Below are 17,266 nucleotides of genomic sequence, written 5' to 3'. Positions count from 1 at the left end.
GCTATTGTGGGGATTACTTGTTGATCCAGTGCATCAGGCCGCGAAGCTGGGAACCGACCACTTCGATCGGATGCTCGGCTTCGTTGCGGCGAGTCGCCGTCAGGAACGCGCGTCCGGATTGATTTTCCAGGATGAAGTCGCGGGCGAAGCGGCCGGCTTGGATGTCGGCGAGCACTTCTTTCATCGCTTTTTTCGTTTCGTCGGTCACGATGCGAGGACCGGTTACATAATCGCCGTACTCGGCCGTATTGGAGATCGAGCTGCGCATTGCGGCAAGTCCGCCTTCGTACATCAGGTCGACGATCAGCTTCAGCTCGTGCAAACATTCGAAGTAGGCCATTTCCGGAGCGTAGCCCGCTTCGACGAGCGTTTCGAAACCGGCTTTGACGAGGGCGCTCGCGCCGCCGCACAGAACGGCTTGTTCGCCGAACAGGTCGGTTTCCGTCTCTTCGCGGAACGTCGTTTCGATGACGCCCGCGCGGGTGCAGCCGATGCCTTTGGCATAGGCCATGCCGATTTCGAACGCTTTGCCGGTGCCGTTTTGGTGGATGGCGATCAGGCCGGGAACGCCGAAGCCTTCGACGTACGTGCGGCGAACCAGGTGGCCCGGCGATTTCGGAGCGACGAGCAGAACGTCGGCGTCGGCCGGCGCGACGATTTGGCCGAAGTGCACGTTGAAGCCGTGGGAGAACATCAGGGCCGCGCCTTTTTTGAGGTTCGGCTCGATTTCGTTTTTGTAGACGGCGGCTTGCGTTTCGTCCGGCATCAAAATTTGCACGACGTCCGCTTTGCGGGTCGCGTCGGCGACGGACAGCACTTCGAAGCCGTCGTTGCGGGCCGCTTCCGCGGATTTGCCTTCGCGAAGACCGATGATGACGGACAGGCCGCTGTCGCGCAGGTTTTGCGCTTGAGCGTGGCCTTGGCTGCCGTAGCCGATGACGGCGATCGTTTTGCCTTTCAGGGCGCCGAGGTCGGCGTCTTTTTCGTGGAATAACTTAACTGCCATGGAATGTGTTCCTCCTTAAATTGTAAAACCTTTTTATGGCAACCCTCATGGAACGGGCGTCCCAAGAGAGAACCGGCCTTTGTCGGCGGTTCTCTCCTCGAACTCCCGCTCCCTGGGGGAGCGGTCAAAAGCGGGATAAGGCCCCGATTACTTCGCGCCGCGCGTCAAAGCGGTAACGCCGGTGCGGGAAATTTCGCGAATGCCGTACGGCTTCAACAGCTCGATCATCGCCTCGATCTTTTCCGGATCGCCGACGACCTGGACGATCAGGCTGTTCGGGCTGATGTCGACGACGGCGGCGCGGAACGTCTCGACGACGCCCAAAATCTCCGGCCGGGCCGACGGCTCGGCGGAAACCTTGATCAATCCCAGTTCCCGGCCGACCATCGGATTGGAACCGACGTCGATGACTTTGATGACGTCGATAATTTTGTAAAGCTGCTTTTGAATTTGTTCGAGCGTGTGCTCGTCGCCGCTCGTCACGATGACCATGCGGGACAGCCCCGGCTCTTCCGAACTTCCTACGGTAATGCTTTCGATATTGAAGCCGCGTCTGCCGAACAGGCCGGACACCCGCTGCAGAACGCCCGGCTGGTCGTTGACGAGAATCGCGATCGTATGCTTCCGGTTCATTCCGCATCCCCCATGATCATTTGGTCGATCGAACTGCCCTGCGGCACCATCGGATAAACGTTCTCTCCCTTGCGGACGACGAATTCGACGACCGCCGGGCCCGGGTGCTTCAACGCTTCCTCCCAGGCGCGGCGCGCCTCCTCCTTGTTCGTCGCGCGGAATCCCTTGACGCCGTACGCCTCCGCCAGCTTCACGAAGTCCGGGCTTCCGGACAGGTCGATATGGCTGTAGCGGTTGTCGTAAATGAGCTCCTGCCACTGGCGGACCATGCCGAGCACCTGGTTGTTCAAAATGGCGACCTTGACCGGAATGTTGTTGATCGCGCAAATCGCCAGCTCCTGGGCGCACATCTGCATGCCGCCGTCGCCGTTGATCGAAACGACGGTCCGGTCCGGGTTGCCCATTTGAGCGCCGATCGCCGAAGGGAAACCGAAGCCCATCGTGCCGAGGCCGCCGGACGTTACCCACGAGCGCGGCTTGTTGAACGGATAATATTGCGCCGCCCACATTTGATGCTGGCCGACGTCGGTCGTGACGATGGCGTCGCCCCCCGTCGTTTCGTGAATCATCGAAACGACCCACTGCGGCTTCAATTCCGCGCCCGAATCGGAGTACGAGAACGGCTTGGCCGCCTTCCACTCCTGAAGCTGGGCGCGCCAGGCATCCGCCTTCGCCGCCCGCTTCGCGCTTTCGTTCGCGAGTTGGAGCACGGCTTTGACGTCGCCGACGATCGGAATTTCCGTCGGCACGTTTTTGCCGATTTCGGCGGGATCGATATCGATATGAACGATCCTGGCCTTCGGCGCGAAACCGTCGAGCCGTCCCGTCACGCGATCGTCGAACCGCGCGCCGATGCTGATCAGCAGGTCCGCGTTCTGAATCGCGGTGTTGGCCGTCCACGTGCCGTGCATGCCCGGGAAGCCGACGTGCAGCTCATGCCCGCTCGGAAAAGCTCCCAGGCCGAGCAGCGTCGTCGTAATCGGAATTTCCGTCTTCGTGACGAATTCGTACAGCTCCTCGTGGGCGCCGGAGTAAACCGCTCCGCCGCCGACCAGCAGCAGCGGACGTTCGGCTTGCTCGATCGCGCGCAGCATTTTGTCCACTTGCATCTTCTTCGGCTGCACCGTCGGGTTGTAGCCGCGCAGCTGGACGGAATCGACGGGCTGGAACAGCGCCTTTTGCGCGGACACGTCTTTCGGGATGTCGATCAAAACCGGGCCTTTGCGGCCGGTGTTCGCGATGTGGAACGCCTCGTGAATGACGCGAGGCAGGTCCTCGACCTTGCGGACCAGGTAGCTGTGCTTCGTAATCGGCATCGTGATGCCGACGATATCGGCTTCCTGGAATGCGTCCGTGCCGATCAGGGTCGTCGCGACGTTGCCGGTGATGACGACGAGCGGCACCGAATCCATATAAGCCGTCGCAATCCCGGTAACCAGGTTCGTCGCCCCCGGCCCCGAAGTGGCGATGCAGACGCCGACCTTGCCGGTGCTCCTCGCGTAGCCGTCGGCCGCGTGAATCGCCCCCTGCTCGTGACGGGTCAGCAAATGTTTAAAATCGTCGAAGCCGTACATGGCGTCGTAAATATAAAGCACGGCGCCGCCGGGGTATCCGAAGACGCACTCCACACCCTCCAGCAGCAAACTTCTCAGGAGCATTTCCGAACCGGTAATGACTTCCGGTTTGCTCCATTTTTCAATCAGCTCTTCTTTGGACTTCAGCGTGGCACTTTGCGCGCTCATCCGTCATCCTCCTTTCATCGATTCAAATCCTCTGTCAAAACAAAAAACCTCTCGTCCCGAACATTCAAATGAAATGTTCAGGGACGAAAGGTTGTTCCTTCCGCGGTACCACCCGGATTTGCCGCTCATCTCGCGATGAAGGCCTCATAAAGTACGGTTGCCGACTTGAGCGCTCAAGGGACAACTTCATACTTCGGGCGCGATAACGTGCGCCATCCCGATTCCCCCTACAACGCCGGCATGCGGCGGTTCAGGCGAACAGCTCCAAGGAGACCCAGCGTACAGGGATTAAGGCATCGGTCTCAGCATTCCCGACGCTCTCTGAGCATAAGAGCCCTCGCGCTTCTTCCTCTTCACGGCCATTAAATGTTCGGTCGATGTAGCTCTAATTATATTCTTCACGGAAGCGTTCGTCAATACACGAATCGGGCGCGCGGGAAAATTAGCGGGACACGTTTGCGAAGCCCCGATCATACGATGTATCGACCGGCGGAAGATGACGACCGGCAAGCAACCGATTGACGGAGGCGCCCCATGATTCGTTGGAAGCGTAAAGGAGACAACCCGGGCATCATTCGGCTTGTCCGCGCCCAGCTCGTTCCGATTTCTCCCTGGTACGACGAACGCGACAAAAACCTCGACGGGATCATCGCCCGGCGAATCCGCGGCGGGTATACGTTCGTCGTTTCGCGCGTCAGAAGCGGCGCTCCGATCGCCTTCGTTCATTTTATCGTGCGCGGCGAATTGCTGTTCATCGATCTGCTTGCGGTCGACGGCGCATCCCAAGGCCGGGGCTGGGGCACCGAGCTTATGCGCCGCGCGGAAAGCTTCGGCCGAAGCCGCGGCTGCTCGCGGGTTCGGCTGTACGTGGACGAGGGCAACGCGAAAGGGCTGCGCTTTTACCTTCGACTCGGCTACGAAACCGTAAGGCATGCCGCGGAACTTCGCGCCATCGAGCTGGCAAAGCCTTTGTAACCGATACGGGTCACCACCACCAGCCGCCGTCGAATCCTCCCCAGCCGCCGAATCCGCCGCCGTACCCGTAAGGACCGAAGCCGTAGAACGGGGCCGTGCCGATCGCCAGCAGATCGAACAGCACGAGCGGCACGAATGCTTTCGTCCGAACCTTCTTGCCTTTCGTCTCCACAACGAGGACGTTGCCGCTGATGCGAACGAGCTTTCCGCTCACTACCGTGCCGTCTTTCCGTTTGGCGTAGATGCGGCGGCCGACAAGCTTAAGGACTTGCTCGCGTGTAACGCGGGACATGAAAGACTCCTCCTTTCCGGGAAGATGAGACCCGCGGTAACCCCGCACCGTCACAAGTCGGTCTGCATCCCCTTTGTCCTACAGCGTATGAGCGCGAAGCCGTCTCGGCTTGCACCCCTGTCCCGCATGGCCAAAAAGGGCGAACGAGCGCATTTCGGCCGCTTCCCTTGCGGCGGCGCGGCTCCTCTCCCTGCAAACGCAAAAAAGCCGCCGCATCCGGCCGCCGGACAGGCGGGGATGCGATGGCTTTTCCGTTAAACGCGCGTTACGCGTTGATTTTCGATTTGGCGACGCCTGCGAGCGAGTTGAACGCGCCGATGTCGTTGACGGCCAGGTCGGCCAGCATCTTGCGGTTCACTTCGATGCCGGCCAGCTTCAGGCCGTGCATCAGCTTGCTGTAGGACAGGCCGTTTTGGCGGGCGGCGGCGTTGATCCGCACGATCCACAGCTTGCGGAAATTGCGTTTCGTTTGACGACGGTCGCGGTATGCGTACGTCAGGGACTTCAGAACTTGCTCGTTGGCTTTTTTGAACAGGCGATGTTTCGCGCCCCAGTAACCTTTTGCCAGTTTCAGGACTCTATTGCGACGGCGGCGCGTTACGAATCCGCCTTTGACTCTTGCCATTTGCCATTACCTCCCGGTACGAATGAATATGCGCTAATTAGGGCCGCGGCGCGGCTTATTTCAGGTTGGCCAGCTGTTGCTGCATGCGGCGAACGTCGCCTTGGGCAACGAGCGGCTGCGTGGAGAGCACGCGTTTTTGACGGCCGGACTTGTGAGCGAGCAAGTGGTTCTTGTACGCTTTGTAGCGTTTGACTTTGCCCGTACCGGTAATCTTGAAGCGGTCTTTCAGACTGCTGTGCGTTTTCATCTTAGGCATCTTTTGTTCCTCCTGTCATCAGTGGCTCTTCGGAGCCAGAATCATAATCATGCTGCGCCCTTCGAGCTTCGGCACGCGTTCGACGACGCAAATGTCGGCCACTTCGCTCGCCACCCGCTCCAGAATCTTCTGGCCGATGTTGGCGTGAGCGATTTCGCGTCCGCGGAACCGCACGGAACATTTGACTTTGTCGCCGTCTTTCAAAAACTTGACTACGTTGCGGAATTTGGTCTGGTAGTCGTGTTCCTCGATGTTCGAGCGGAACCAAACCTCTTTCAGATCTACAATCTTCTGATTCTTCCGGGCTTCCTTCTCTTTCTTCTGCTGCTCGTAACGGAATTTGCCGTAATCCATGATCCGGCATACCGGCGGCTTCGCCTGAGGAGCGATGTTCACGAGATCGAGATTGGCGTCGATGGCGAGCTGCATGGCTTCGCGGAATGGCTTGATTCCGATTTGCTCTCCGTCCGGCCCGACGAGCCGAACTTCCTTCGCCCGGATTTCCTCGTTGATTTGATGATCTTTGCTGATATGTTCCACCTCCAGATTGGACTGGTTGTCATGCGCCAACAACAAAAAAATGCGGGCCCAGAAGACCCACATTCCGCTGCAAACGTTGTGCCGGCAAAGGCGGATTTCCATCCGTCGCAAACCGGACCTCGCTACGCGTACCAGCCGATCGGCATCGGTCAGGTGAGAAGCGGGCGCTTCTGCTTAAGCGTGCTGATTCATTTCGTCACTCGAGTACTATACCATCCCCCGCAGACGTTGTCAACCTTCCGGCAGGCGGGAAGCTTTGCGAGGATGCGCCGGGTGCCGAAGAAGCAAAAAACGGCCCGAAGGCCGTTTCGCTTTTGCCCGTTTACATCTGCTTGCCCTGCACCTCGTCGAGCCGAAGCACGCGCGTGTGCTCGGTATGGCTCCACGTCTTGTTGTTTTGCGTGAAAAAGGCGTACACCGTGATCGGCCACCACGAAATGGAGAAAATCGGGAACGTGACGAGCCTGAGGTACATTTTCCACGGCACCTTCTCCAGCAGCATCGCCAGCGGCGTCTGCGCGTACATGTACAGCGCGATCGGAATCGAAAGCCAGGCCGGCGCCACCGCGTAAATCGAATCGAAATTCGGATCGCCCGGCAGCAGCTGGTCGAACCACAATACGCCGGTTACCGTAAATCCGAGCAAAAAGTAATACGCGTTGAAAATATAAAGGGCGGCGTCGATCTTCGCCCATTTGCGCTCCTTGATGCCCTGCCACAGCGTCGGCAGCATATAATGGCGGGCGACGTGAAAATGCCCTTGCATCCACCGCAGCCGCTGGCGGGACGACGCGCGGAACGTAATCGGCTTTTCGTCGTAAACCCGGGCATCGAAATTGAACTTCGGATAAATGTTGCGCTGAATGCAGCGAATCGTGAATTCCAGGTCCTCGACCAGGCTCGTCGCGCCCCAGCCCATCTCCTTGAGCAGCTTCGTCTCGAAGCACATGCCCGTTCCGCCGAGGAAGTTCGCCAGCCCCAGATTATAGCGCGGAAGCTGCCACAACCGGTTGCAAAACCAGTAGTTGATGCCGTTGGCGGCGCTCACCCAGGAATCGTGCGGGTTTTTGGTGTCGAGGTAGCCTTGGACGACGCGGTGGCCGTTCAGCAAGTCCTCGTTCATGTACTTCAGGAAATCGGTCGCGACCAGGTTGTCGGCGTCGAACATGACGACGGCGTCGTACTGGCGCGGATGCTTCCACAGCTTGCGAAGCATCCATTCGATGGCGTAGCCCTTGCCGCGCTCGTTCGGATTGACGCGCTCGCAGGCGTAAACGCCGGGATAGCCGCGGACGATGTCGGCCGTTCCGTCGGTGCAGTTGTCGCAGATGACGAACACGTCGAACAGCTCGCGCGGATAATCCATTTTGAGCAGGTTTTCCAGCAGCGCGCCTACGACCTTTTCCTCATTATGGGCGGCGACGAGAACCGCGAACGACTTCGTCGGCTCGTGCTCGATTTTTTCCCGCTTCCGTTTCCAAGCGAACACGGACAGGAAAACCTGGTACGTCCCGAGCACAAAAAACAGTCCTTGCGCGATCAGCAGCAAATGGTTCCACATATTCGGTTAGACCCCCTAAAAACCCTTTTTCATTTTTGCGCGTCCGACTTCCATCCGGTGGTCCGGATGCCGTCGCCGCTTTTCTCTTTTTGTTGTTTTTCTCTCTGTTTGAAAACACAAACCTGATTTTCATCCGTACGCGTGCATTTCGTCAAAAAGCATTTTCCGTCATTTCCGGTGTCCAGGCTCCGTTTAAGTTCCCTTCGCTTGCCGGGCATCCGTTTTCAACCGACTTCCTCCGCCAAGCATCCGCAAGCATCGTTTTCCGTCCGTTTTGTGTCCGCAGTCCCGATCTCCCGACACCATTCCTTCACAAGTCAGTTCTTTCGGATCGACCTTTCGCCATCGCCGCGGAACCCCGTTCGTTCGCTTTCGACACGCCGTTCGAATGACCGCGAGCGCAACGGCATGGCAGCGGCCGCCGCCGGCCTCCCCGCTATCATATGACGAACCGCGCGGCCGGAAGGTTTCAATCCATGCAGATATCTCCATAAAAGCTTACCCATCCGCCGCGAAAGTAAAACGAGCCGAACATGAAAATCCCGGCAGGAAAGCCCGCCGGGTTTACAGAAATGATATAGTGGATTTATATTTTCTTAATGTTTATCGATTAAAATGACAGTAGCGCTGCGATCCGGATTCTGTTTTGCGAGGCTCGCGCAACCCGGTACCGGGGAAAACGGGAGGGACGCTATGATGATGAGATTTTACAACAGACTCCATGAGTGGGAAGGTCCCTTGTTCCTTCATGTGAATATTCGATGGAACCGCCGAACGTGCAATTTGCTGTTTGCGATCCTTTCGCTCATCGGCGGGGCGACGTTCAGCCTCAGCTTTTCCGCGTTGGTCGGATTTATGATGCCGGACCCGTGGAGAGTCGTCGGCTGGCAGTCGCTGGCGGCCGTGTCGCTGAGCCATCTTCCGGTCGTTCTGGCGAAACGGAGCATGCCGCGCCTTAGGCCTTACCAGGTTTTTCCGCAAGCGAGAACGGGCAGGCGGCCGCTTCAGGATCCTTCGTTTCCGTCCGGCCACACGACCGCCGCTTTCGCGTTGTTGACGCCGTGGATGATCGCGATGCCAGGCATGTTCCCCCTGCTGCTGGCCGTCGGGCTCGGCGTCGCCCTGTCGCGCGTCTATTTCGGCCTGCACTACCCGAGCGATACCGCCGTCGGGGCGATGCTCGGTTTTCTGACCGCGCTCCTGATGATCAAACTGATCGGATAAATCCGCTACGAAAACGCGAAAAGGCAGACGGCCTCGCAGAAGGTCCGTCTGCCTTTTCGCGTTCATCGGCGTCGCCGCGCATGCCGCCCGATCAAAACCGGCCCGAGCGGAAAATGGAATAAATCAGCCACACGAACATGAGCGCGGCCACGATAAAGCCGACGACGACCGCCGGGACTTTCCACGGCAGCATGTACTCGTGCCCCATGGACGACCCGACGATGAGCCCCGCCATCATAATGCTGAAGGCAAGCAAAACGATGCTGAACGCCAGCCGGTTGCCGACCCGGTCCAGCTTCTTCAGCATCCGGTTCATCTGCTTCTCCGGCACCGACAGCTCCAGCTTGATTTTCCCTTGCTTCGCGAGCGTCAGCAGCTCCCGCAGCTTTCCCGGCGCTTCCGTCAGCAGGTCGGCGTATTCGGGCAAATGACGGGCCCAGATTTTCAGGATCGAGAACGGATTGAGCCGGTCGGTGACGAGCCGGCGGCCGAACGGTTCGGCCGCGTCCATAATGCTGAAATCCGAATCGAGCCCGGATACGACGCCTTCCATCGTCATCAGCGACTTGCCCAGCAGCGTCAAATCGGCGGGGATGCGGATGCGATGGCGGTAGGCGAGGGACATCAGCTTTTTGACGGCGTCGGCGATGCTGATTTGGCTTAACGGCACCTGGTAATAGTCTTCCCTCAATTCGTCCACGTCCGAGCGAAGCGAGGCGCGATCGGCGTCGTCGGGAATGAGCCCGAGCCGTTCGATCGCCGCGATGATTCCGTCCGTGCTCTGATTGCGCAAAGCGATCACGAACGTCGCGAAATGCGTCTTGGCTTCCGACGACAGCCGGCCGACCATGCCGAAATCCAAAAATGCCAGTTCCCCTCCGGGCAGCACGAGCACGTTGCCGGGATGCGGGTCGGCATGAAAGAAGCCTTCGATCAAAATTTGCTGAAGCATCGCGGTCGTGAAACGCTCGGCGACCTGCGCCCTGGAGATCCCTTCCCGTTCGAGCTTCTCGCGCTCGTTCAGGCGAATGCCGTCGATAAACTCCATCGTCAGCACCTTGCCCGACGAAAGCTCCCGAAACACGCGCGGAATGCGAACATAGGGCAGCTCGGCGGAAAAGACGGCGAATTTCTCCGCATTGCTTGCCTCCCGGCCGTAATTCAATTCGTTGCGCAGAGCGCTTCCGAGCTCCTCCATCATCTCGCTGACCCGGTACCTTCTCGCCCAGTCCAGCCTTTTCTCGGCCAAGCGAGACAGCTCCCCCAATATTTCCAGGTCGGTTTCGATACGGGAACGCACGGAAGGACGCTGTACTTTGACCGCCACGTCGGTTCCGTCCTTCAGCACGGCGTAATGGACCTGTCCGATGGAAGCGGCCGCGATCGGCGTCTCCTGGATTTCAAGGAACAGCTCCTCGACGGACGAGCCGAGCTCTTTTTCCAAAATCGTTCTCGCTTCCGAAAAAGGAAAGGCCGGAACGTCGTCCTGCAGCCGCGCAAGCTCCGCGATCACCTCGGCCGGAAGGAGATCCGCCCGGGTGCTGGCAAGCTGGCCCAGCTTGACGAAGGTCGGTCCCATTTCCTCGAGAAACAGCCGAATCCGGAGCCCGATCGAATGCTTTTGCAAATCCCGCCGTTCCTCGTCCCAGATCGCTTTATAGGATAACCCTTGGGCGAGCCCGAGGTCCTTGACGATAAATCCGAAACCGTAGCGCACGAATGCGGAGACGATTTCCCGGTAGCGTTTGAGATGGCGGATTCTTTTGCCGACGTTCATATCGTCCCTCCCCCGAACGCGGCGCGTTTTCCCGCAGAAGGCGCGCGGCCTTTAAACGGATTCGTCGTTCCCGGGCGTTTCGGTTCCGCTTTTTTCGCCGCCCGCGATCGCGACGAGCTCGTCCAGCCGCCGCTCCAGCCGCTCGATATCGGCTTTCGTCGCCAGATTTCTTTCGCCTAAAGCGGTCTGAATGCGCTCCTGGATGTAGGATTCGAGCTTCCGGCGGGATTCCTCGCCTTTTTGCAGCCACTCGTCGACGAAGCCGAAAGACTCCGCGCGGCTCATCTCGCCCTTCTTGACCAGTTCGTCGACCAGTTTTTCCACCTGCTCCTTGCTGGCCGCGGCAACCCCCAGCCCGAGGGAGAACGCCTTGTTCAAAGCCTCTTTCATGCTCCAGACCTCCTCATCCTTTTAGAAAAAATGAATGCCGGATTCGATGTCGTTAGTGTGGATAAGAGCCGATGGTTTATACCTATTTCGTTTGCTCCTTCCTTGTAAAAGTCTGATAATTCCGTCTCCTTCATCGTACCGGATGATGCCCAAAAGTCAACCGACGATTCGATGGCGATTCTCTTGGCCGGTCTTCGGCAGGGCGGAGCTTTCGGAAGGCATGAAATTGGCGGCACTCAAGAGTGCGACCATAGTCGAGATGAGTAATGGTTACTCGATTGCGCGCGGGTCTGTGTGCACGGCGGGTTGAGATGAGTAATTTTTACTCAACTGAGTGCGGATCTAGGCGCATGGCGGGTTGAGATGAGTATTTTTTACTCAACTGCGCGCGGGTCTTGGGCGTATGGCCGGGCAGATGAGTATTTTCTACTCAACTGAGTCGGTTCTGGGCGCACGGCGGGTGGGAGTTGAGTCACCATGAGACAACCGGGTTCCCGGAGGGCAGAGCCGATTTCCTGAGCGGCTGCGGGAGATGTCGCCGGAGAGGCATTTCGTGCGGCCCGAGCGGCGCCCCCGTCCCCCGGCGGGCTTGTCCGGCTCTTGTCTGTTCGTACGGCAAAAAAATTTAACAAAAAAAGCCGGCCGAAGAAGGCAAACGTTCGTTTGCCGCCTTCGGCCGACCCGAATCCGCTCGATCGTCACGGTTCGTTTTTCTCGAGGCGCTCCTGCGCCCTCATCTCGCGCTTGCGTTCGGCGGCGCGCTCCGAAGCGATGCGGTCCGCGTTGTCGGCGATCGCCCGCTCGCCGACGACGGCCTCCAGCCGGTAAATCGGCTGCCCGAGCCCGACGAATTTCGCCTCGTATTCGGTCAGCACCAAATCTTCGCGCAGCGTTTCCCGGTGCAAATGCAGCGAGATGTTCCGCATCTGCAGGCCGCAGTCCGAGAAGCTGTTCAGCGAAAACTCGAACAGCGTGAGCGAGTCCGTTTTGAAGTGGATTTCCCCCCGCTCGTTCAACGCGAGCTTGTACTTCTCCAGCATTCGCGGATGGGTCAGGCGGCGCCTGGCATGCTTGCTTTTCGGCCACGGATCGCTGAAATTCAAATAAATCCGCTCCAGTTCCCCCGGCTCGAACATGTCCTCCAGAAACTCGACGTTGCCGCGGACGAGCGCCAAATTCGGAACGCGATCCGCTCCGGCTTCCCGCCAGGCCGCGCGCGCCTTTTCGCTTCCGCGGCGCAGCAGCTCGTCGTACATGTCCATGCCGATGTAGTTGATATCCGGATTCCGAACGCTTTGCGTGCTGATGAAGCGCCCCTTGCCCATCCCGAGCTCGACATGGATCGGACGGTCGTTGCCGAAAAACTCGCGCCATTTTCCTTTCCATTTATTCGGCTCCAGCACGACCAGTTCCGGCTGGGCCTCCAGGCTTTCCCTTATATTTTTTCTGCCACGCAGTCTCATCGCTCGTCCTCGTCCTTCCGCTATGTTGGGCCGCAGCCCGCCGATTGCGCCGGCCGGACCTCGCCGGTCCCCGGCATCGACCTTTATTTTGCCGAATCCGGCCCCGATTGTAAAGGGGAAAGCGATTGCCGCGCCGCGGGCAGACATGAAAAAAGACCGCGCTCCTTCGCTTTCGGAACGCGGCCTCGCGATATTCACAGAAAGCCGGCGTTCGGCTTTCCTTTAATTCAGATACTTTTTGTCGTCTATGTCGTACTGAACGTCGAGGGCGTCCTGGAGCTTTCTTTTCGCGGACACTTCCACTCCGTGATTGTTGTGGAACTTGATGCCCGCGAGCGCCATCACTTCCTTGACCGTCAACTCGACCTTCATCGTGTCGTCCCCTTGGGGGATTTTTACGTTGTTCGTCACGATCCTCACCTCTCGCTTTCTCCAAAATGACTGTGGGGGCTTCTGCCCCCCGGAACGGAACAGCGGCAACAGCTATGCGTACAGTGCTGGAAATGGAGTGTGATGTCAGATTTTTTTGTTGATTTGGCGCACTTTTAATATAACAGATCATGTTAGGTATTTCAAGATGAAACCGCTTTATTTTTTGCGAAATCCGCGAAAACCTATTTATCGTTCTCCCCCGAACCTCAAAAAAACGTTTATCGGAATCCCCGTCCTCGCCACCCGATTGATTTTCCGGTACAATGGAAGAAGCGATTTTAGGGCAAGGAGAGGCTAAAGGCCATGCAGCAGACCCGCTCGATCCGGCCGGAAGCTTCCGGCCTCCCTTTGCGTTGGGGCGACAAAAGGTTTCACCCCTGGAGCTACGAAATGCGGCAAACCTTCGGCACGAAGGCGTTTAAAGTGATGCTGGACGCGGGCTTCACCTGTCCGAACCGGGACGGCTCCATCGCCGCGGGGGGCTGCACCTTTTGCAGCGCGCGCGGCTCGGGCGATTTCGCGGGCAGCCGGCGCGACGATCTCGTCACGCAATTCAATTCGGTGCGCGACCGCCAGCATTTGAAATGGCCGGAAGCGAAATACATCGGCTATTTTCAGGCGTATACGAACACTTATGCTCCGCTCGCTGTTCTGAAGGAATATTATGAAACGATTTTGCGGCAGCCCGGCGTCGTCGGCCTGGCGATCGCCACGCGGCCCGACTGCTTGCCGGACGACGTGGTCGATTATTTGGCCGAATTGAACGAGCGAACCTACCTTTGGCTCGAAATGGGCCTGCAAACCGTGCACGAATCGACGTCCGCGCTGATCAACCGGGCGCACGACACCGCCTGTTACCTGGACGCGGTCCGGCGCCTGCGCTCAAGAGGCATTCGCGTCTGCGCCCACATCATCTACGGCTTGCCCGGCGAGACGCGCGAGATGATGCTGGAGACCGGCCGGCAGGTCGCGGAGATGGACGTCCAAGGCATCAAAATCCACCTGCTCCACCTGATGCGCAAAACGCCGATGGTCCGCCAGTGGCGGGACGGCCTGCTCCGGTTTCTGGAGCGGGACGAATACGTCGAGCTTGTCGTCGACACGCTCGAAATGCTCCCGCCGGAAATGATCGTGCACCGGCTGACGGGAGACGCTCCCCGGGAGCTGCTGATCGGGCCGACGTGGAGCCTGCGCAAATGGGAAGTGCTGAACGCGATCGACGCCGAGCTGATCCGGCGCGCCAGCTGGCAGGGCAAGCTTTGGAAGGGGCGCTGACCGATGGGGTTCCTTTCGGTGCTCGCCATGGCGCAGCGCTGGGTGGCGGAGCGGGCGGGTCCGGGCGCCGTCGCCGTCGACGCGACGGCCGGCGGCGGGGTGGACACGCTGTTTCTTGCCCGAACGATCGGACCGGGCGGGCTTGTCTACGCCTTTGACATTCAGGAAGCCGCGCTCGACCGGACGCGGGAACGGCTGGCCGCGGCGGACGGCCCCGGCGGCGGAATCGCGCCCGTCCGGCTGCTGCGGGCCGGGCACGAACGGATGGCCGAGCTGATCGATCCGCGGCATCGCGGGCTTGTCCGGGCGGCGATGTTCAACCTCGGCTTTTTGCCGATGGCGGATGCCGACCGCTCCGTCATAACGAGGCCGGATACGACGATTCCGGCCATGAAGGCGGCGCTCGGCCTGATGGCGCCGGGAGGCGTGCTCACCGCCGTCGTATACCCCGGTCACGAGGGCGGCGGCGAGGAGGCGCAGGAAGTGGAGCGCTGGATGACGTCGCTCCCGGCCGCCGAGGCGCAGCTGGCCCTGTACCGGATGCCGCAAAAGCCCGCGGCGCCCTACCTGCTCGCGCTTGAGAAGCGGGCGCCGCTGCCGGGCTGATTTTTCGCGAAACTTGCGACGAAGCTCTTGAATTTTTGCAATCGATTAGAGGAGGATTACCCGCATGACCGTCAAACCTTATCCCTTGCATTTCAAACCGGAATTCAAAGAACGCGTCTGGGGCGGACGCGCGCTGGAGCGCTTCGGCTTCGACGTGCCGGAAGGCCATATCGGCGAAGGCTGGATGATCGCCGACCACCCGAACGGCGTATCCCACGTGCTGAACGGCGAACTGGCCGGCCAAGGGCTCGACCGGATCCGCGAGACCGTCGGCGCGGAATGGTTCGGCGACCGGGGCGCGCTGTCCGGCAACGGACGCTTTCCGCTGCTGATCAAGCTGCTCGACTGCAACGACGACCTTTCGGTGCAGGTTCACCCGAACGACAGCTACGAGGGACTGCCGAAAGGCGAACTCGGCAAAACCGAAATGTGGTACGTGCTGGACGCGAAACCGGGCGCCAAAATCATTTACGGGCTGAAGCCCGGCGTCGATCGGGAAGAGCTGGCGAAAGCCATTTCCGAAAACCGCATCATGGATACGCTGCAGGAGGTGCCCGTCAAGGCGGGCGATACGTTCTACATCCCCGCGGGAACCGTCCACGCGCTCTGCTCCGGCGTGCTGGTCGCGGAAATTCAGCAAAACTCCGACACGACCTACCGGTTGTACGATTACGACCGGCCCGGACTCGACGGCAAACCGCGGGAGCTCCATATCGAGGATTCGCTTAACGTCATCGCCTACGAAGGAGCCGGGGCAAGCCGGATGGAAACCGACGGCGCCGCCCCGGGACAATGGCTGAACCTGGCGCAATCTCCGTACTTTACGACGGACAAAGGCGTCGTCGACGGCGCCTGGGAGCTGTCCACCGATCCGTCCAGCTTCGTCGTGCTGATCGTCGCGGACGGAGAAGGCTCGATCCGCTGGTCGGGCGAATCGCTGCAGGCCAAAGCCGGCGACTGCTTCCTGCTTCCGGCCAATTTGGGCTCATACGCGCTCGACGGCAAAATGACGGTGCTGCGCAGCCGTCTTCCCGAGTAACACGACTTCGTCGGTCATGCGGAGGCACGATCGTTCAAGCTGTCGGCCTCCGCCATTTCCCGCGCCTGCCGCGCGAAAGGAAGGAAACGAATGCTGCGCCAAACGTTGGTATTAACGGGACTCGGCCTTGCCATGTGGGTCATCTCCACGCTATTCTTCATTCTTTTCGGGGATTGGGTTCTGGTGGGCACGGACGATTCCCATTTCGGCTCTTCCTTGTTTTTGCTCGAGGCGCTGACGCTGCTCGTGCTCATCGGCCTATCGCTGATCGTAAGGCTGCGGCTGTTTCGCCAGCGCGGCTCGGCTACCCGTTTCGGCTATATTGCCGCTTCGATCGGCCTGCTGCTGAGCGCCTTGGCCATCTGGAACCGCAGCCGCGTTTTCTCCGATTTGGACGAAAGCCAGCTTCACGCTTTTTCGATTTGGATGACGCTGGCTTACGCCATGACGCTGCTCGTGCCCGCCGCAACGGACCGGCTCGTCCGGACGAAAAGCGAAGAAGCGGCCCCGGCGGACGAACGGCCGAGCGAACCGTCGGATGAATACGCCGATGCCGGCCGGGACGAAACCCGCCTGTAAAAAGAACGCCGGAAAGAACGTCGAAAAAATTTTCCCGCGGCCGTCAACCCCTGTCACCCGATACGGATTGGCGGCCTTATTTTTATCGAACGAAGGAGTTGCGAAATGAGCACTTCAACCGAACAGCATCGCAGCGAAGCGCCGGCAACCGTCTCTTGCCTGATCGTTACCGTATCCGATACCCGCACGCCCGAAACGGACAAAAGCGGGCAGCTCATCCGCGAGCTGCTGGAGAACGGCGGCTATCGGGTCGTCGACCGGATCATCGTTCCCGACGAATTCGAACGGATTCGAAGCGAAGTGAAGCAAGCGGCGGACAGGCCCGACGTCGAAGCCGTCCTGCTCAACGGGGGAACGGGAATCGCCGCCCGCGACACGACCTGCGAAGCGGTGCAAAGCTTGCTCGACAAGGAGATGCCCGGGTTCGGGGAGATTTTTCGCTACCTGAGCTTCGCCGAGGATATCGGTTCGGCCGCCATATTGTCGCGGGCCATCGCCGGCACGATCGGGCGAACCGCCGTTTTTTCGATGCCGGGCTCGACGGGAGCCGTGAGGCTGGCCATGACCCGGCTCATCGTGCCGGAGCTCGGACACGTGATGCGGGAAATTTATAAGGACCGTTAGGGGGATTTGCGGCATGTCCGAACGCTCCGCTTTCGTGCCGGCTTTTTTCGTGTGGGCGCTGCTCGCGGGATCGGGCCTGCTTCGGATCCGCCGGACGGCTTCAGCCCCTTCGCCGGTGCCGCGGACCGCAAGCTGGCGCGTTGGTCGGGTTACGCGCTGATATCCATGTCGGTGTTCCGTCTATAAACGGAAGGGCGGCCCCGGGGGTCGGTTTGACCTCTTGGGAC

Annotated in this window: 20 protein-coding genes; 8 read left to right on the top strand and 12 right to left on the bottom strand. The window is 59.6% G+C overall.

All coding sequences use genetic code 11. The features are described from left to right. Nucleotides 1-13 precede the first annotated feature (13 nt). The 3 genes from ilvC to ilvB form a co-directional block, all read right to left on the bottom strand. Nucleotides 14-1,006, bottom strand: a complete 993-nt coding sequence (gene ilvC / locus B7E11_RS16070) for a ketol-acid reductoisomerase (protein ID WP_080836439.1) — start codon at nucleotides 1,004-1,006, stop codon at nucleotides 14-16. Between the two features lie 147 nt (nucleotides 1,007-1,153). Beyond that, nucleotides 1,154-1,639 (bottom strand): acetolactate synthase small subunit, encoded by a 486-nt coding sequence (gene ilvN, locus B7E11_RS16065; RefSeq protein WP_080836436.1) that lies wholly within the window; start codon nucleotides 1,637-1,639, stop codon nucleotides 1,154-1,156. Beyond that, entirely contained in the window at nucleotides 1,636-3,381 is a 1,746-nt protein-coding gene (gene ilvB, locus B7E11_RS16060) for a biosynthetic-type acetolactate synthase large subunit (RefSeq protein ID WP_080836434.1), read from the bottom strand. Before ilvB ends, ilvN begins: the two co-directional genes overlap by 4 nt. 534 nt (nucleotides 3,382-3,915) lie before the next feature. On the opposite strand from ilvB, the gene B7E11_RS16055 reads away from it, so the two are divergent. Then, complete coding sequence (locus tag B7E11_RS16055) at nucleotides 3,916-4,356, top strand: GNAT family N-acetyltransferase (protein WP_080836432.1); 441 nt, start codon at nucleotides 3,916-3,918, stop codon at nucleotides 4,354-4,356. Nucleotides 4,357-4,366: 10 nt separating this feature from the next. Here B7E11_RS16055 and B7E11_RS16050 read toward each other — a convergent pair whose 3' ends face one another. The 5 genes from B7E11_RS16050 to B7E11_RS16030 all read right to left on the bottom strand — a co-directional run bounded on the left by B7E11_RS16050 (nucleotide 4,367) and on the right by B7E11_RS16030 (nucleotide 7,630). Continuing rightward, nucleotides 4,367-4,648, bottom strand: coding sequence for a 50S ribosomal protein L33 (locus B7E11_RS16050; protein WP_080836430.1), 282 nt, complete (start codon nucleotides 4,646-4,648; stop codon nucleotides 4,367-4,369). 265 nt (nucleotides 4,649-4,913) lie between these two features. Continuing rightward, on the bottom strand, nucleotides 4,914-5,273 hold the full coding sequence (rplT, locus tag B7E11_RS16045) for a 50S ribosomal protein L20 (RefSeq protein WP_080836428.1): 360 nt from the start codon (nucleotides 5,271-5,273) through the stop codon (nucleotides 4,914-4,916). Between the two features lie 55 nt (nucleotides 5,274-5,328). Continuing rightward, a complete protein-coding gene (rpmI, locus tag B7E11_RS16040; protein WP_080836426.1) occupies nucleotides 5,329-5,529 on the bottom strand; it encodes a 50S ribosomal protein L35 in 201 nt (66 codons plus the stop codon). A gap of 18 nt (nucleotides 5,530-5,547) precedes the next feature. Continuing rightward, complete coding sequence (gene infC, locus B7E11_RS16035; protein WP_240353462.1) at nucleotides 5,548-6,132, bottom strand: translation initiation factor IF-3; 585 nt, start codon at nucleotides 6,130-6,132, stop codon at nucleotides 5,548-5,550. Nucleotides 6,133-6,391: 259 nt separating this feature from the next. Next, nucleotides 6,392-7,630, bottom strand: coding sequence for a glycosyltransferase family 2 protein (locus B7E11_RS16030; protein WP_080836424.1), 1,239 nt, complete (start codon nucleotides 7,628-7,630; stop codon nucleotides 6,392-6,394). A gap of 693 nt (nucleotides 7,631-8,323) precedes the next feature. Here B7E11_RS16030 and B7E11_RS16020 point away from each other — a divergent pair. Then, entirely contained in the window at nucleotides 8,324-8,854 is a 531-nt protein-coding gene (locus tag B7E11_RS16020) for a phosphatase PAP2 family protein (protein ID WP_240353119.1), read from the top strand. Nucleotides 8,855-8,945: 91 nt separating this feature from the next. On the opposite strand, the gene B7E11_RS16015 is transcribed toward B7E11_RS16020, so the two are convergent. From B7E11_RS16015 to B7E11_RS16000, 4 genes are all read right to left on the bottom strand, one after another. Further along, nucleotides 8,946-10,631: an ABC1 kinase family protein gene (locus tag B7E11_RS16015; protein ID WP_080836421.1), complete on the bottom strand. Its 1,686-nt coding sequence runs from the start codon at nucleotides 10,629-10,631 to the stop codon at nucleotides 8,946-8,948. A gap of 51 nt (nucleotides 10,632-10,682) precedes the next feature. Further along, on the bottom strand, nucleotides 10,683-11,021 hold the full coding sequence (locus B7E11_RS16010) for a phasin family protein (protein ID WP_080836420.1): 339 nt from the start codon (nucleotides 11,019-11,021) through the stop codon (nucleotides 10,683-10,685). Nucleotides 11,022-11,719: 698 nt separating this feature from the next. Further along, a complete protein-coding gene (gene trmB, locus B7E11_RS16005; protein WP_080840844.1) occupies nucleotides 11,720-12,484 on the bottom strand; it encodes a tRNA (guanosine(46)-N7)-methyltransferase TrmB in 765 nt (254 codons plus the stop codon). A 222-nt stretch (nucleotides 12,485-12,706) separates the two neighbouring features. Continuing rightward, nucleotides 12,707-12,895, bottom strand: coding sequence for a hypothetical protein (locus tag B7E11_RS16000; protein WP_139787224.1), 189 nt, complete (start codon nucleotides 12,893-12,895; stop codon nucleotides 12,707-12,709). A gap of 324 nt (nucleotides 12,896-13,219) precedes the next feature. On the opposite strand from B7E11_RS16000, the gene mnmL reads away from it, so the two are divergent. The 6 genes from mnmL (at nucleotide 13,220) to B7E11_RS29625 (ending at nucleotide 17,199) form a co-directional block, all read left to right on the top strand. Then, complete coding sequence (mnmL, locus tag B7E11_RS15995) at nucleotides 13,220-14,191, top strand: tRNA modification radical SAM protein MnmL/YtqA (protein WP_080836415.1); 972 nt, start codon at nucleotides 13,220-13,222, stop codon at nucleotides 14,189-14,191. Nucleotides 14,192-14,194: 3 nt separating this feature from the next. Continuing rightward, nucleotides 14,195-14,797: a tRNA 5-(aminomethyl)-2-thiouridylate-methyltransferase MnmM gene (mnmM, locus tag B7E11_RS15990; protein ID WP_080836413.1), complete on the top strand. Its 603-nt coding sequence runs from the start codon at nucleotides 14,195-14,197 to the stop codon at nucleotides 14,795-14,797. A gap of 64 nt (nucleotides 14,798-14,861) precedes the next feature. Then, a complete protein-coding gene (locus B7E11_RS15985; protein WP_080836409.1) occupies nucleotides 14,862-15,836 on the top strand; it encodes a type I phosphomannose isomerase catalytic subunit in 975 nt (324 codons plus the stop codon). A gap of 90 nt (nucleotides 15,837-15,926) precedes the next feature. Next, nucleotides 15,927-16,415, top strand: coding sequence for a hypothetical protein (locus B7E11_RS15980; RefSeq protein WP_080836406.1), 489 nt, complete (start codon nucleotides 15,927-15,929; stop codon nucleotides 16,413-16,415). Nucleotides 16,416-16,520: 105 nt separating this feature from the next. Continuing rightward, nucleotides 16,521-17,039, top strand: a complete 519-nt coding sequence (locus tag B7E11_RS15975; protein ID WP_080836404.1) for a MogA/MoaB family molybdenum cofactor biosynthesis protein — start codon at nucleotides 16,521-16,523, stop codon at nucleotides 17,037-17,039. Between the two features lie 13 nt (nucleotides 17,040-17,052). Further along, nucleotides 17,053-17,199 (top strand): hypothetical protein, encoded by a 147-nt coding sequence (locus tag B7E11_RS29625; protein ID WP_176220785.1) that lies wholly within the window; start codon nucleotides 17,053-17,055, stop codon nucleotides 17,197-17,199. The last annotated feature ends 67 nt before the right edge of the window (nucleotides 17,200-17,266 follow it).

It is taken from the genome of Cohnella massiliensis, from assembly GCF_900169535.1.
In the GTDB taxonomy this organism is placed as follows: Bacteria; Bacillota; Bacilli; order Paenibacillales; family Paenibacillaceae; genus Cohnella; species Cohnella algarum.
The sequence above is the reverse complement of the archived record's forward strand: the minus strand, read 5'-3'. Positions and strand labels throughout refer to the sequence as shown.

Excerpts from the sequence above, each read along its gene's own strand:
- B7E11_RS16010 (WP_080836420.1), bottom strand. The coding sequence starts at position 11,021 with ATGAAAGAGGCTTTGAACAAGGCGTTCTCCCTCGGGCTGGGGGTTGCC.
- ilvB (WP_080836434.1), bottom strand. The coding sequence starts at position 3,381 with ATGAGCGCGCAAAGTGCCACGCTGAAGTCCAAAGAAGAGCTGATTGAA.
- mnmL (WP_080836415.1), top strand. The coding sequence starts at position 13,220 with ATGCAGCAGACCCGCTCGATCCGGCCGGAAGCTTCCGGCCTCCCTTTG.
- rplT (WP_080836428.1), bottom strand. The coding sequence starts at position 5,273 with ATGGCAAGAGTCAAAGGCGGATTCGTAACGCGCCGCCGTCGCAATAGA.
- trmB (WP_080840844.1), bottom strand. The coding sequence starts at position 12,484 with ATGAGACTGCGTGGCAGAAAAAATATAAGGGAAAGCCTGGAGGCCCAG.
- B7E11_RS15985 (WP_080836409.1), top strand. The coding sequence starts at position 14,862 with ATGACCGTCAAACCTTATCCCTTGCATTTCAAACCGGAATTCAAAGAA.
- B7E11_RS15980 (WP_080836406.1), top strand. The coding sequence starts at position 15,927 with ATGCTGCGCCAAACGTTGGTATTAACGGGACTCGGCCTTGCCATGTGG.
- B7E11_RS15975 (WP_080836404.1), top strand. The coding sequence starts at position 16,521 with ATGAGCACTTCAACCGAACAGCATCGCAGCGAAGCGCCGGCAACCGTC.
- rpmI (WP_080836426.1), bottom strand. The coding sequence starts at position 5,529 with ATGCCTAAGATGAAAACGCACAGCAGTCTGAAAGACCGCTTCAAGATT.
- mnmM (WP_080836413.1), top strand. The coding sequence starts at position 14,195 with ATGGGGTTCCTTTCGGTGCTCGCCATGGCGCAGCGCTGGGTGGCGGAG.
- ilvC (WP_080836439.1), bottom strand. The coding sequence starts at position 1,006 with ATGGCAGTTAAGTTATTCCACGAAAAAGACGCCGACCTCGGCGCCCTG.
- B7E11_RS16030 (WP_080836424.1), bottom strand. The coding sequence starts at position 7,630 with ATGTGGAACCATTTGCTGCTGATCGCGCAAGGACTGTTTTTTGTGCTC.
- B7E11_RS16020 (WP_240353119.1), top strand. The coding sequence starts at position 8,324 with ATGATGATGAGATTTTACAACAGACTCCATGAGTGGGAAGGTCCCTTG.
- B7E11_RS16050 (WP_080836430.1), bottom strand. The coding sequence starts at position 4,648 with ATGTCCCGCGTTACACGCGAGCAAGTCCTTAAGCTTGTCGGCCGCCGC.
- B7E11_RS16015 (WP_080836421.1), bottom strand. The coding sequence starts at position 10,631 with ATGAACGTCGGCAAAAGAATCCGCCATCTCAAACGCTACCGGGAAATC.
- B7E11_RS16055 (WP_080836432.1), top strand. The coding sequence starts at position 3,916 with ATGATTCGTTGGAAGCGTAAAGGAGACAACCCGGGCATCATTCGGCTT.
- ilvN (WP_080836436.1), bottom strand. The coding sequence starts at position 1,639 with ATGAACCGGAAGCATACGATCGCGATTCTCGTCAACGACCAGCCGGGC.
- B7E11_RS29625 (WP_176220785.1), top strand. The coding sequence starts at position 17,053 with ATGTCCGAACGCTCCGCTTTCGTGCCGGCTTTTTTCGTGTGGGCGCTG.
- infC (WP_240353462.1), bottom strand. The coding sequence starts at position 6,132 with ATGTGGGTCTTCTGGGCCCGCATTTTTTTGTTGTTGGCGCATGACAAC.